The following is a 12,132-nucleotide window of genomic DNA, read 5'->3' on the forward strand; positions in this document are numbered from 1 at the left end:
GCGGGCCGTGTTCCCCCGCGTGCCGCGCCGGTGAAGCCGGGCCGGGGTGCGTGGTCGTCTCGGTCATCGGCTCGCCCCCGCCACCGACAGATCCGCCCGCCGGGCGAGTCCCACGACTCCGGCCAACCGGTCGATCGACTCGGGGACCTCCCAGTCGTCGCGCCGGAGTTCGGCGAGGGCAGACGCCGGAGCCACCAGCAGGTCGGGGGTGCCGGTCTCCAACGCCCGCACCAGTACCGCCCACGCCGCGTCCCAGCGTTCCCGCTGCGGCCGCGAGGCGACGGCGGCGACGACGGCGTCCAGCGCCGCCTGGCGCAGATCACCCCGTGTCGGCAGGTCGGCCACGGCGGGATCGGCGAGCAACGACTCGGGGTCCGGCAGGTCCATGCGGTCCAGGTGGGCGAGCAGTTCGAGACCGGGGCCGTCACCCACGGCGCCTCGGATCAGCAGGGCCAGGACGTCCCGGGAGACCGAGGCCGCCGTGGCGAACGCGAGCAGGGTCAACGCCGTCTCCCAGCTGCGAGGGGACGGCCAGGCGCCGCCTCGCCGGGTCTCGGTGTTGGGTAGCCGGTGTATCAACTTCGGACGGAGGGTGAGGAAGCCGCAGACGGCGCGACGCGCGAACTCCACCGCCTCCGGCAACCGTTCCGGCGCCAACCGGGGAAGTTCCGCCCGTGGCCAGACCCCACCCAGGCCGCGGACCACGACTTCGCGGTCGTGGACCCAGTGCAGGTGCACGAAGCGGTTCGCCAACGGAGGGCTCAGTTCCCAGCCGTCGGCCGCCGAGGCGCGCGGGTTGGCGGCGGCCACGATCCGCACACCCGGCGGTAGTCGCAGCGCGCCCACGCGGCGTTCCAGGACGACCCGGAGCAGCGCCGCCTGGACGGCGGGCGTGGCCGTCGACAGTTCGTCGAGGAACAGCAGGCCGCGGCCCGCGCGGACCAGTTCCACCGCCCACCGGGGTGGGGCCATGGGTACCCCCCTCACCTCGGGGTCGTCGCCGACGATGGGCAGGCCGGAGAAGTCGGAGGGTTCGTGGACGCTGGCGATGACGGTCGTCAACGGCAGCTCGAGGGACTCGGCGAGCCGGGTGAGGGCGGCGGTCTTGCCGATGCCCGGTTCACCCCACAGCAGTACGGGGAGGTCGGCGGCGACGGCGAGGGTGAGTGCTTCGAGTTGCTCGTCTGCGCGTGGCTCGGTCGTGGTGGTGCGCAACATGGTCAGGAGGTCGTCGGCGAGCCCGAGTCGGGTGCCGGTCAAGGTTGTCGCGTGCGGGGTATCGGTGTTCATCGGCATCACCTCGTGTGTCAGGACGGGACGGCCCGTCGGAATGTCGTGCGGTGGTGGGCGCCGGTCGTCGCGGCGGACTGCGGGGTCCCGGATCAGCGGGACTGAGCGGTGCGGCTTCTGCCACGGCTGTCGCGTTTGCGGCGCACCGCCGGAGGTGTGCGCCGGGTGATCCGGGGGCGGTGGTCGCCGCCGGGTCGTCCTCGTTCGGTTCCGCTTCTCGGGTCGTCGATGCCGGAGCGCTGGAGTGGCTCGGCGAGACCGGACCGGAACAGTCCGTGTGCGACGCGTCCGGCGACCGCCGCTTCGAGTTCGTCCCGGAGCGGTCCGGGCCGCAGTGTCGCGGCGGGACCGAGCAGCCGCTCGAGCACGGCGAAGGCTCCCGTGAAGTCGCCGTGGCGGAGTCGTTCCCGGATCGCCGGCAGGTCCTCGGGGTTGCGATGTACCGTGTCGATCGCCCGGAGGCAGGGCAGGCCGGGGCCGCCGAGCGCCATCAGCAGTTCTTCGCGGCGCAGTTGCTCCGGGTGGTGGTCGATCGCGGCGAGCACTCCGTCCCGCAACGCGATCCGGTGGCTCTGCCCTCGGCACTCCACCCGTTGAGGTCCGTCCGGTTCGGCGGCGGGCGGCGGGGTGGCGGAGCCGCCGGGTGTCAACGCCTCCGCGACGAGTGGATGCAACCGCTCCACCGTGATCAGTCCCCGACGGAGCAGTTCCAGGTCCGGAGGGACCCGGGCCGCCGCCTCCGGTAGCAGCGGGAGCGCCGCCACGTCGAGGTGGGTCGAGGATCCCCGTGCCACCCGGAGGGTCGGGACATGGCCGTCGTCTGGGGCGACGATCTCGTACACGCCGTGGTCCTGCACGCCGAGACGCACCGTGAACAGCCGCTCGGTACAGGAGTCGGCCCGCAACAGGATCTCGGCCTCGGCGGCCCACCGGGACACCGCCCACGGCATGTCGCGTTCGGGATCCGGATCCGATGGGTCCCCGCCTGCCGGTGCGATCCCGCCGCCGCGTCGTGCCAGGTCACCGCTGCGCGTGGCGTCCCAGAGGTGCCGGTGCAGGTCGAGCCGGAACCGCCGGTGGGGGTGGGGATGCGGGTGGTGCCGGGGAGCGTCCTTCAGGGACCCGTCCCACAGTGCCAGGCTCATCCGCTGACCGGTGTCCGCCCAGGCCGGAGGAGTCCGTACCACCAGTGCGGGTGGTGTGACGCCGGGCAGGTGGTAACGGGCCAGCCGGACGGTGAGGCCGGGACGCAGCCGTCCATCCCCGACGATGCGGGGCATGTGCCATCGGAGCAGGTCCGGCGCCAGGCGGCGCAGGTCCGTCCGGAGCCGGGTGACGAGTTCGGTGCCGTACCGGTGGCGGGCGGTACGCAGATCGAGATCCACGTCGATCCGGGCGGCCGCGCAGGCCCCCGCCCAGTCACCGACGACACGGCGTGCGGTGGCGGTGTGGATCATGGACGCAGGGACGGCGTACTCGCGTACGTGTCGCCAGGTCGAGAGGTGGGGTGGAATCCCGTTCACGAGGTGGTGAGCCATCAGCACTCACCTTGCGCGAACGATTCCCCCAATCCGTATGAGGCGTGATTCATCATCGTGGCCATGGTAACCCGCCGATGCCAACCGGAGGGGATCACCGTCCACTGCGGCGTCGTGGACGGGTCTCCCGGGTGGTCACAGCGGTGTGAGTCGCGTGCGCAACAGGCAGAACTCGTTGCCCTCGGGGTCGGCCAGGACGTGCCACCGCTCGGTGCCCGTCTGGCCGACGTCGACCGGCCGGGCACCGAGTCCACGCAGTCGCTCCAGTTCCTCGTCCGCGTCGCGGTCGGTGGGGTTGACGTCGATGTGCAGCCGCAGCTTTCCGCGGCGCGGGTCCCGGCTGGGGCTGAGTACCAGGGTGGGTTGCGCCCCACCGAAACCGACACCGGGAGGGCCGATCTCGATGCTCCCGTCGGGGTCGCGGTCGAACTCGACGTACCCCAGGACCTCACTCCAGAACGCGGCGAGACGCTCGGGGTCGACGCAGTCCAGAACCAGCTCACTGATGCGGGAGGCCATGCCCGGCAGTATACGTGGATCGCCGTCGTGGCCCCTCTCGGCGAATGGGGCCGGCCCCGTCCCCGGACGGGTCGCACCCGGTTCGCCGTATCCGGTCCGGGACCGCGAATCGCCGGACGTCGGCTAGGCTGCACGACTCGTACCGGGTGGTGAGACGCGGAAAGGGGGTGGTCATGCGTCCCACGGACCTCGCGCGGGAACACGGTATCTCCACACAGGCCGTGCGCAACTACGAGCGCGACGGGTTCATCCCGCCCGCCGAACGCACCCGCAGCGGCTACCGGGTCTACACCGGACTGCACGCGGCGGCGTTGCGTACGTTCCGGGCCCTCTCGCAAGCCTACGGGCACGCGACCGCCGGTGAGATCATGCACGCGTTGCACGACGGCGCCCTCGACGACGTCTTCATGATCATCGATCGCGGTCACGAGCAACTGCTTCGCGACCGGGCCACACTGGAGGGTGTGAGGGCCGCGATCGGCCGGCTCACGGCCGAACCGGGCGACGCCTCCACCCGGAGGCCGGCGACGGCCTCCTACACGATCGGCGCGCTCGCGCGGCGGCTGCGCGTCACCCCGGCGACCCTGCGCAACTGGGAGGCGGCCGGGATCCTCGATCCGGTACGCGACAGGTCAACCGGGTACCGGCGCTACGACACCGGTGACGTGCGGGACGCCGAACTCGCCCATCTGCTGCGACGCGGCGGCCACCCGGTCGACCATGTCGCGACGGTGGTCCGGCGGGTCCGCGAGGCCGGCGACACCGAATCCCTCTCCGAGGCGCTGAACGGCTGGCACCGCAGGCTGTCCGCGCAGGGCCGCGCCATGCTCGACGCGGCCTCGCAGCTCAGCTGTTATCTGGACGCGCGCGAACGTCGGGACGCGGACGACCACCGCGCGGCGTTACGCCTCATCTCGCGGTCCACCGGTCGTCGTGTCGACTCCACACTCCAGGCCGGTTCAGCCCTCGTCGAGGACTTCACGCAGCTTCGCCGCGAACTCGTCGGGCTTACCGGTCTGGCCGTACTCGCCGCCCAGGAAGCCGCCGTGGCCGTCGGGGAAGATCACCGGTGCCACGCCGAGCCGTTCGGCGATCGCGACCGCTCCCCGGTACGCCAGTTCGCCTTCGGAGTCGGCACCGGCGGCCAACACCAGCCGCACGGGGGCCGTCTTGAGGGCCTCGAAGTCGTACCGGTGGTGGGTGCTGGAGACCATGTTCTGGCCGAGCAGCGCGTCGTCGCGGGAACCGTCGTCCTCGGTGGGGAGGCCGAAGGTGGCCGGGTCAGGGGCCGGCCGTGCGGCGTAGTCGGCGGGAACCGGACCGCGCAGGCTTATCAGTTCGATGAACTTGGCCATCCCGGCGCCCATGCCGTCCTTCAGGTAGATGTCGTGGATCGCCTGCGACGCGGCGAGCGCCTCGGTGCGGTCCGGTAGGACGTCGGCGGCGGGCGGCTCGTGCGCCACGACGGTGCGCAGCCGCTCGGTCGCTCCGCTCTCGACCAGTACCAGGGCGTTGACGGCGCCACCGCTGGAGGCGAAGACATCCACCGGTGCCAGCCCGACCACGTCGAGGATCCGGCGCAGGTCGTCGGCGTGTTCCTGCGGGGTCGTGCGCTCGGCGCCGTCGGTGCGGACGCTGCGTTCACTGCCGCGCGGGTCGTAGGTGATCACGGTCCTGTCGGTGAAGTGACCGGCGAGGATGTCGAACCCGGCGGCCCCCATGGGTGAGCCGATCGCCAGCAGTGCGGGGCGGTCACCGGATCGCGCTTCGCGGACGTCGTAGTGAAGTACCGCTCCGGGTACTTCGAGTGTGTGGGTTCGCCGTTCGGTCATGAATACCTCCTGGTGAGACTTGTACCGCACGGGTACGACAGTTCACATTGAACCTCACGTTCCGGGGCGTCCGGCGCCGCCGTGCCGGGCCACCGACCGCGGGCACCCCTGCCTGGTCGTGGCGTGGTCCTCGGAGGCCGGGCCGACGTGGAGACGGGGAGAAGGTCGCCCGGCCCCTTCCGCGCGGTGGACGGCGGCACGTATGGTGTGCGACGGAGTGCCGGGAAGTCTGGTCGGCGAAACGTCGACGAGAGGCCATACGGTGTCCCTTTTGCTGTGCTTTGCGCTCCTGCTGTTGGCGGCGGTCCTGCTGTCGTCACTGGCGCACCGGACGATCCTGTCCACCGCGGTGCTCTTCCTGGCCGCCGGTTTCGTCCTCGGTGACGGCATGACCGGCGTGATCTCCCTGACGCCCGACGACCCCACCGTGAAGCTGCTCGCCGAGCTGGCGTTGTTCGCCGTGCTGTTCACCGACGGCATGAAGGTGGGTTGGCCGCAGCTTCGTACCGCGTGGCGGCTGCCCGGGCGGGCGCTCGGCTGGGGGATGCCGTTGACGCTCGCGGTCACCGCCCTGGCGGCTCATTTCATCGTCGGACTGGACTGGCCGGAGTCCCTTCTCATCGGCGCGGTGCTCGCGCCCACCGATCCGGTGTTCGCGTCGGCCCTGGTCGGCAACGAGAAGGTGCCACCACGGCTGCGGCATCTCCTCAACGTCGAGTCCGGCGTCAACGACGGGATCGCGCTGCCGTTCGTCATGGTGTTCCTGGCGGTCAGCGCCGGATCCGACGACCTGCACCTGGGTGCGTTGGCGCTGGAACTGTTGGTCGGCCTCCTGATCGGCGTCGGTGTGCCGTGGTTGGCGCTGCGGCTGGAACGGTTGCGGTTCTTCGCCGCCTCCACGCAGTACGAACCGCTCAACGGACTGGCGATCGGCATGGTCGTGCTCGCGCTGTCGTACGCGCTGCACGGGAACCTGTTCATCGCCGCGTTCACGGCGGGCATCACCGTCGCGACCTTCGGGCCGCGGCAACGCCAGGCCTTCGAGCACTTCGGTGAACTCGGCGCGGAGCTGCTGAAGCTGGCGGCCCTGTTGGTGTTCGGTGTGCTCATCTCCCCCGCGTTCCTCGGTGAGATCTCCTGGACCGGTTGGCTCTTCGTGGCGGTGGCGATCTTCCTCGCGCGACCGGTCGCCCTGTGGTTCTCGTTCCTGGGGGCGGGTCTGAACCTGCGGGAGCAGGCGGCCGCCATGTGGTTCGGGCCCAAGGGCTTCGCCTCGGTCGTCTACGGCCTCATCGTGTTGAAGTCGGGAATCGCCGAAGCCGACCTGCTGTTCCACCTGATCGCGGGGGCGATCGTGGTGTCCATCCTGTTGCACTCCTCCACCGACGTCGTGGTGGCGCGGTGGTTCGACGACTCGGCCGAGACGCCCGCCTGGCATCGACGGGTCCGGCGGTTGACCGGGCGGCGTTGACGGCAGGTCAACCGACCGGTTCCGGTGACTCCGGCGGGATTCCCACGTCGCCATCTGACTGAACGCTTGTATAGTATGCAGTACATGCGTTCAGTTCCCGGGCACGAAGCGGCGTCTCCGCACGACATGACGGCGCGGGCGCGCATCCGCGACGCCGCCATCCGACAGTTCGCCGACAGGGGATTCGCCGGCGCGACCATGCGCGGGATCGCCGCCGCGGCGGGGGTGTCGGTCGGCCTCGTGCAGTACCACTTCTCGTCCAAACAGGAGTTGCGGCGCGCCTGCGACGACGCGGTGGTGGAACGCTTCGGCTCCCGGTTGTCACGGCAGGCCCACGAGGGGCTGCTCAGCGACCCCGACGTCATGGCGGCGGTGATCCACGCCGGTGAACCACTCGCCCGGTACCTGGCCCGCGCCCTGTCGGAGGAGTCCGAGGCCGGGAACCGGATGTTCGACCGCCTGGCGGAGGCCGCGGAGTCGTTCCTGTCCACGACGTGGCCACGGCGCTTCCCGCCCGGTTCACGGGACGCGGCCGACACCGCCGCCGTCATGGCGGCGATGCACGGCGGACTCGTCGTCCTCAACGGCCAGGTCGCCCGGCGCCTCGGCGTCGACCCACTCGCCCCGGACAACGCCGCCCGCATCGGCACCGCGATGAGCCGCCTCTACATCGCACTGGGCGGATTCGCCGAGTCCGCCCGGGCACCCGTACTCCCGGAGGACCTCGATGAACCGTGAACCGGTGGACCACCTCGACCCCGTGCAACGCAGCCTGCTCATCACCTTGAAGGGTCGCGCGGAGGACTTCCCGCCCGAGGCCCCCATCCTCGGCGACCCGATCGCCGCGCAGATCACCGAACGACTCGACGTCGACATGACGCGGGTCCGGCTCACCACCGGTGTGCCGCTGGCCATCGTCATCCGAAGCCGGATGCTCGACCGTCTCGTCACCGACTTCCTGCGCCGCAACCGGCGTGCCGTCGTGGTCGAACTGGGATGCGGCTTGGAGACCCGCCAGTGGCGCATCGACGTCCCCGACGGGACCGAGTGGTACAACGTGGACTTCGCGCCGGTGATGGAGTTGCGCGGCCGGGTGCTGCCGCCGCGCCGGGGGGGACCATCCGGTGGCCGCCGCGCTTCCCGACTGCGGCTGGCTGCGGGACGTCCCGGACGACCGGGCCGTGATCGTGGTCGCGGACGGCCTGTTCGGGTTCCTCGACCCCGACACGGTCGCCACGGTGTTGCGGGAGATCACCGGGCACTTCCCGCACGGCGAACTGGTGTTCAACGCCTACACACCGCTCGTCGCCCGGATGATCGCCAACACCACGACGCGGTCCGTGGGGCTCCCCAAGGGGTACCGGGGATTCGGTATCGCAGATCCCCGCGAGCTCACGGCCCGCTGCCCGGGTCTGCGGTTCGTCGAGGAGCAGACCGGTGTCACGGCTCCGGAGACCGCCCGCCTGCCATGGTTCACCCGGTTCGTCGCCCGGCTGTTCGCCCACTGGCCCGCGCAGGCACGGCGAGGGGTCTGGGTGCTCCGATACGCGTTCGGCGCGGAACCGGGACGGGTCTAGCGCCGGCGGGGGAACGGTGGACCCCGGTGGACGTGCCGACGCTCACCGGGGCACGAAGTAGACGGCGATGATCATGGTGGGTTCCATGTCGTCGTCGATCGGTACGTGACCCTGATAAGTCATGACTCGGAAGGACGACTGGATCGCGGTGTCCTCGGGGACGGTGACGGTCTCACCGGTGGGGGCGGCCGGCGCCACGCATTCGACGTCGAACACGTGGCGCTCGCCGTCGTGTTCGTACATGTCCAGCGTGCCGGAACCCTGATCGAACCCCTCCTCGACGAATCGGCACGAGGTCCACACCTCGTATCCACCCTCGGGAAGCAACGTGAGCGCCGTCTCGCCGCCCGAAGGAAGCACGAACATCTCGTCGGATACGGCGTCGGCGGTCACCTCCGTCACCACCTCGTCGAAGCCGTCACCCCCCAGCGGGTCGGCCATCGACAGTAGTTCGACCCAGGACTCGCCGGGCAACGGCGCCGGTCCCACCGGCACGTCGTCGGGCGTTCTCAGGTCGGCCGACACCAGACCTGCCAGACCGGCGACCAGACCCGTCACCACCACGAGGGTGGTACGCGGCCACGGACGGAACAGGCGTCGCAGCGGCGATGTCATCCGGCCTCCCGGCTGTCGAGTACCGCCAGCACCAACCAGCCACCGACGGCGACGTCCTGCATGGCCGTGATCGACACCACCAAATCCTCGGTGAAGACGAGCCGTTCTTCGATCCACAGCGGAGTCGAAGGGCAGGGGATCAGGAAGTCCCGGTAGACGTCGGACTGCATCCTCACGGTGATCTCGGGAGCGGATTCACGCTGTGTGGCCAGCACTCCGCACATGAGGCCGAGCCGGTAGTCACCTGCCGGAATTACCGTCATGGCGGACTCCGTGCTCTCCGTGGTGACCGGGATCAGCATCTCCGGCGGTCCACCGAGATCACGGTCGATCGCGTCCGTCATGGCGTCGCGGAGTTCGTCGACGTTACCCGGCGGGGCGGGCGGGTCCGGGAACGTCCGATGTCGCACGGCCAGGAAGGTCACCGATGCCGACAGGACCCCGGCGACGACCACGACGACGAGAAGGCGCCACCTCCGGCGCACCACGGCGGAGCGCGCCTCGCCGGTTCCGGGAACGACACCCGCCTCCCCCGCCGTCACGACGGGCTCCGACTCCCGTTGCGGCGTTTCGTTTTCAGACACACACCGATCGTGCCCCATCTCCGCCACGGTGCCGTCGTCCGATCGGAGGGGATCCGTCACGCCGCCGCTTCACCGCGCCGACACGCCGCCCCGCCGCGACGTGGCGCGGGCCGTGCCGCACACTCGTGGCGACGACGGTCGCCACGGTGGCGTTCCCGTCCCGGCCGCGGTGGCCTGTGCCGGCTCCGCAACCGACACGAGGGGAGAGAAGTATGGTCACCCGACTCCGGCCCACCGACCTGGAACTCGTCCAGGCGGCCGTCCACGTCGCCCGTACCCGCTGCCGCGGTGACAACCACACGGTCGCCGCCGCCGCCCGCGACCGTGACGGCCGCATCGTCACCGCGGTCAACGCCTACCACTTCACCGGCGGACCGTGTGCCGAGCTGGTCCTCATCGGCGCGGCGGCCTCGCAGGGCGTCTACACACTCGACACGATCGTCGCCGTCGGCGACCGGGAGCGGGGCGTGATCCCACCGTGCGGCCGATGCCGTCAAGTCCTGTTCGACTACTTCCCGGACATCGACGTCATCGTCGGCGGCGGCGACCGGATTCATACCGTGCCGGTCGCGGACCTGCTGCCGGAGACCTACGTGTGGACCGATCACCAACTCGACACCCCACCGGCACCACCCGAGCACTGACGGGCCGCGGCGGCCCCGACCCGGACGAGCGCGACATATGACGCGATTCGGGCGACGTGGGATCCATACTGAACGGGTGACTCAGACCACGATCGGTCCGCGACTGGACCTGCTGCTCGCGTTGATGATGGCCCTGGCGGCGGTCGGCACCGCGTGGGCGGGCTTCCAGAGCGCGAAATGGAGCAGAGTCCAGGCGAACACGTACGCGGCGGCCGGCGCCGCCCGGTCCGAGGCCGGGCGGGTCGCCACCGTGGCGGCGCAGCAGCGCACGATCGACGTCGTCACGTTCACGTCGTGGCTCAACGCGTTGAACGCCGAGATCGTGGCGGGTGACATCGAGACGCCTCGGGGCGGATACACCCCCGACCCGGAGTCGGTGTCGGGTTTCCTGTTCACACGGTTCGGGGAGGAGTTCCGGCCCGCGGTGGACGCCTGGTTGGAGACACGTCCCCTCATCGACCCACGAGCACCCGCCACGCCGTTCGACATGCCCGAGTACCGGCTGGCCGCCGAGCAGGCGGCGGCCGAGCGGGTGGGCGACGCCGACGAGCTGGCGGGGGTCGCGCGCACCGCCAACCAGCGTTCCGACAACTACGTGCTCACCGCCGTCGTGTTCGCGCTCGTCCTACTGTTCGCCGGGCTCGCCGGCAAGACGCCGCACTCCTTGGCGCGGCGGGTGCTCACCGTGGTGGGCGCCGTGGCGTTGGCGGGCTGTCTGGTGACGCTGCTGGTGTTCCCCGTCGAGCTGTGACACGGTGAAGCGGCTCCGCCGGGCGGGTGTCACGCCGGTGGTCGTGGCGTGGTCACCGAGCGCCGCAGCCAATGCGCGTCCTCGGCGGGATCGTCCCACACCAGGGCCACGAACCGTCCATCCACACTGTACTCCGGCACGATCGGCCACTCGTCCGCCCCCGCGACGTCCGGCGGCCGGATGCCGATCCGTTTCGCCAGGGCGGTCAGTTCCCGGGTATCCAGTTCCTCCACCCGGTTCAGCAGTTCGGCGAGGCTCTTCGGCGGACCGATGACCGGCCACTTCGCGTCGACGAGTGGCCACGGTTGAGTCATGTGAGACGTTCTCCGTTCGGTCGGATGGCACGACTGGCATTCGGCCGATCGCACCTGCGCATCTCTGTCCTCACAGGACGACACCGGTGGGATCGGCCTCCAGCCTGTCTCGGAGCTGCTAGGTATGAGTTAGGTCTTCCCAGGGGCACGGCCGTGGTGGCTCTCGCGGGTGGCGGTCTGCCGTGGCGGCCACGGTGACGGTGGAACGGGTAACGTCGGCGTGACCCGGAACCGACTCACCCGAGGTGCCGCCATGACCCGCTGGTCCACCGGCCGACTCGTCGCCGGGCTTCACGCGCTGATCGACCGGACCGAACCGGCCGACCGGCCGTCGGTCGTCGGCGTCACCGGGATCGACACCTCGGGGAAGTCGTGCCTCGCGGCCGCGCTCACGACCCGGCTACGCGCCGCCGGTCGCCGGGTGCAGCCGATCCACGTGGACGACTTCCACCGGCCCAGGGCCGAACGACACCACCCCGAACTGCCCGGACCCGAGGAGCTCTACCGGTTCGGCATCGACCACGACCGGCTCCGTCGTGAACTGCTGGAGCCGATACGGCACCGCGGCGGCGTGGACGCGCGGCTGATACTGCTCGACCACTACACCGACACGTGGGGCCTGGACCGGACCTACCACGTCGACGCCGCCACCGTCGTCCTCGTCGAGGGGATCTTCCTGCTGCGGCCCGAACTCCGGCCGTACATCGACCTGATGGTGTTCCTGCACGTCGACGAGGCCACCGCGCTGGAACGCGCCGCCGCCCGGGACGTGCCACTGCTGGGCGCCGAGGTACTGGAGAGATACCGCCGCAAGTACCTGCCGGGGCAGCGCGCGCACCTGGCGGCGCACCCGCCCGAGGACCACGCCGACGTCATCGTGGACAATCGCGATCACGCCTTCCCGAAGGTTCTCAAGTGGCCGGGCCGCCCACCCGACGACGTGCGGCCGTGACGGCGCCCGCCGGAGAGGACGACTCGGACGGAAACCCGGTGGGAG

13 protein-coding genes and 2 pseudogenes are annotated in these 12,132 nt (G+C 70.7%); 8 read left to right on the forward strand and 7 right to left on the reverse strand.

Annotated elements, in window-relative coordinates:
- Positions 1 to 63: 63 nt before the first annotated feature.
- From LX16_RS08745 to LX16_RS08755, 3 genes are all read right to left on the reverse strand, one after another.
- Positions 64 to 1,290, reverse strand: a complete 1,227-nt coding sequence (locus tag LX16_RS08745; protein ID WP_147135776.1) for an AAA family ATPase — start codon at positions 1,288 to 1,290, stop codon at positions 64 to 66.
- Between the two features lie 92 nt (positions 1,291 to 1,382).
- Positions 1,383 to 2,828, reverse strand: coding sequence for a hypothetical protein (locus LX16_RS08750; RefSeq protein WP_147135779.1), 1,446 nt, complete (start codon positions 2,826 to 2,828; stop codon positions 1,383 to 1,385).
- A 135-nt stretch (positions 2,829 to 2,963) separates the two neighbouring features.
- The gene (locus tag LX16_RS08755) at positions 2,964 to 3,347 is read right to left on the reverse strand and encodes a VOC family protein (protein WP_147135783.1); all 384 of its coding nucleotides are present in this window, start codon (positions 3,345 to 3,347) and stop codon (positions 2,964 to 2,966) included.
- 173 nt (positions 3,348 to 3,520) lie between these two features.
- Between LX16_RS08755 and LX16_RS08760 the strand changes: the two are divergent.
- A pseudogene (locus LX16_RS08760) lies at positions 3,521 to 4,219 on the forward strand (TioE family transcriptional regulator); the annotation flags it as partial.
- Positions 4,220 to 4,306: 87 nt separating this feature from the next.
- Here LX16_RS08760 and LX16_RS08765 read toward each other — a convergent pair.
- On the reverse strand, positions 4,307 to 5,179 hold the full coding sequence (locus LX16_RS08765) for an alpha/beta fold hydrolase (protein ID WP_147135787.1): 873 nt from the start codon (positions 5,177 to 5,179) through the stop codon (positions 4,307 to 4,309).
- 262 nt (positions 5,180 to 5,441) lie between these two features.
- Between LX16_RS08765 and LX16_RS08770 the strand changes: the two genes are divergently transcribed.
- The 4 genes and pseudogenes from LX16_RS08770 to LX16_RS27500 all read left to right on the forward strand — a co-directional run bounded on the left by LX16_RS08770 (position 5,442) and on the right by LX16_RS27500 (position 8,227).
- Positions 5,442 to 6,650, forward strand: coding sequence for a cation:proton antiporter (locus tag LX16_RS08770; protein WP_211354351.1), 1,209 nt, complete (start codon positions 5,442 to 5,444; stop codon positions 6,648 to 6,650).
- Positions 6,651 to 6,734: 84 nt separating this feature from the next.
- Positions 6,735 to 7,388: a TetR/AcrR family transcriptional regulator gene (locus LX16_RS27920; RefSeq protein WP_147135795.1), complete on the forward strand. Its 654-nt coding sequence runs from the start codon at positions 6,735 to 6,737 to the stop codon at positions 7,386 to 7,388.
- Between the two features lie 193 nt (positions 7,389 to 7,581).
- Positions 7,582 to 7,716, forward strand: a pseudogene (locus LX16_RS28355) (class I SAM-dependent methyltransferase); the annotation flags it as partial.
- Positions 7,717 to 7,774: 58 nt separating this feature from the next.
- Positions 7,775 to 8,227, forward strand: a complete 453-nt coding sequence (locus LX16_RS27500; RefSeq protein WP_244615731.1) for a hypothetical protein — start codon at positions 7,775 to 7,777, stop codon at positions 8,225 to 8,227.
- Positions 8,228 to 8,269: 42 nt separating this feature from the next.
- Here the strand turns inward: LX16_RS27500 and LX16_RS08785 are convergent, their stop codons facing one another.
- On the reverse strand, positions 8,270 to 8,842 hold the full coding sequence (locus LX16_RS08785) for a hypothetical protein (RefSeq protein ID WP_147135801.1): 573 nt from the start codon (positions 8,840 to 8,842) through the stop codon (positions 8,270 to 8,272).
- Positions 8,839 to 9,426 (reverse strand): hypothetical protein, encoded by a 588-nt coding sequence (locus LX16_RS08790; protein ID WP_147135803.1) that lies wholly within the window; start codon positions 9,424 to 9,426, stop codon positions 8,839 to 8,841. The genes LX16_RS08785 and LX16_RS08790 overlap by 4 nt, the downstream gene beginning before the upstream one ends.
- Positions 9,427 to 9,638: 212 nt before the next feature.
- On the opposite strand from LX16_RS08790, the gene LX16_RS08795 reads away from it, so the two are divergent.
- Together LX16_RS08795 and LX16_RS08800 are read left to right on the forward strand one after the other, a co-directional pair.
- The gene (locus LX16_RS08795; RefSeq protein WP_147135807.1) at positions 9,639 to 10,070 is read left to right on the forward strand and encodes a cytidine deaminase family protein; all 432 of its coding nucleotides are present in this window, start codon (positions 9,639 to 9,641) and stop codon (positions 10,068 to 10,070) included.
- 76 nt (positions 10,071 to 10,146) lie between these two features.
- A complete protein-coding gene (locus LX16_RS08800) occupies positions 10,147 to 10,821 on the forward strand; it encodes a hypothetical protein (protein ID WP_147135810.1) in 675 nt (224 codons plus the stop codon).
- A gap of 29 nt (positions 10,822 to 10,850) precedes the next feature.
- On the opposite strand, the gene LX16_RS08805 is transcribed toward LX16_RS08800, so the two are convergent.
- Complete coding sequence (locus LX16_RS08805) at positions 10,851 to 11,135, reverse strand: hypothetical protein (RefSeq protein WP_147135813.1); 285 nt, start codon at positions 11,133 to 11,135, stop codon at positions 10,851 to 10,853.
- Positions 11,136 to 11,388: 253 nt separating this feature from the next.
- On the opposite strand from LX16_RS08805, the gene LX16_RS08810 reads away from it, so the two are divergent.
- The gene (locus LX16_RS08810) at positions 11,389 to 12,087 is read left to right on the forward strand and encodes a nucleoside/nucleotide kinase family protein (protein ID WP_147135816.1); all 699 of its coding nucleotides are present in this window, start codon (positions 11,389 to 11,391) and stop codon (positions 12,085 to 12,087) included.
- Positions 12,088 to 12,132 lie beyond the last annotated feature (45 nt).

Source organism: Stackebrandtia albiflava (assembly GCF_007994225.1).
Lineage (GTDB): Bacteria > Actinomycetota > Actinomycetes > Mycobacteriales > Micromonosporaceae > Stackebrandtia > Stackebrandtia albiflava.

Excerpts from the sequence above, each read along its gene's own strand:
- LX16_RS27920 (WP_147135795.1), top strand. The coding sequence starts at position 6,735 with ATGCGTTCAGTTCCCGGGCACGAAGCGGCGTCTCCGCACGACATGACG.
- LX16_RS08750 (WP_147135779.1), bottom strand. The coding sequence starts at position 2,828 with ATGGCTCACCACCTCGTGAACGGGATTCCACCCCACCTCTCGACCTGG.
- LX16_RS08805 (WP_147135813.1), bottom strand. The coding sequence starts at position 11,135 with ATGACTCAACCGTGGCCACTCGTCGACGCGAAGTGGCCGGTCATCGGT.
- LX16_RS08795 (WP_147135807.1), top strand. The coding sequence starts at position 9,639 with ATGGTCACCCGACTCCGGCCCACCGACCTGGAACTCGTCCAGGCGGCC.
- LX16_RS08810 (WP_147135816.1), top strand. The coding sequence starts at position 11,389 with ATGACCCGCTGGTCCACCGGCCGACTCGTCGCCGGGCTTCACGCGCTG.
- LX16_RS08755 (WP_147135783.1), bottom strand. The coding sequence starts at position 3,347 with ATGGCCTCCCGCATCAGTGAGCTGGTTCTGGACTGCGTCGACCCCGAG.
- LX16_RS08785 (WP_147135801.1), bottom strand. The coding sequence starts at position 8,842 with ATGACATCGCCGCTGCGACGCCTGTTCCGTCCGTGGCCGCGTACCACC.
- LX16_RS08765 (WP_147135787.1), bottom strand. The coding sequence starts at position 5,179 with ATGACCGAACGGCGAACCCACACACTCGAAGTACCCGGAGCGGTACTT.
- LX16_RS08745 (WP_147135776.1), bottom strand. The coding sequence starts at position 1,290 with ATGAACACCGATACCCCGCACGCGACAACCTTGACCGGCACCCGACTC.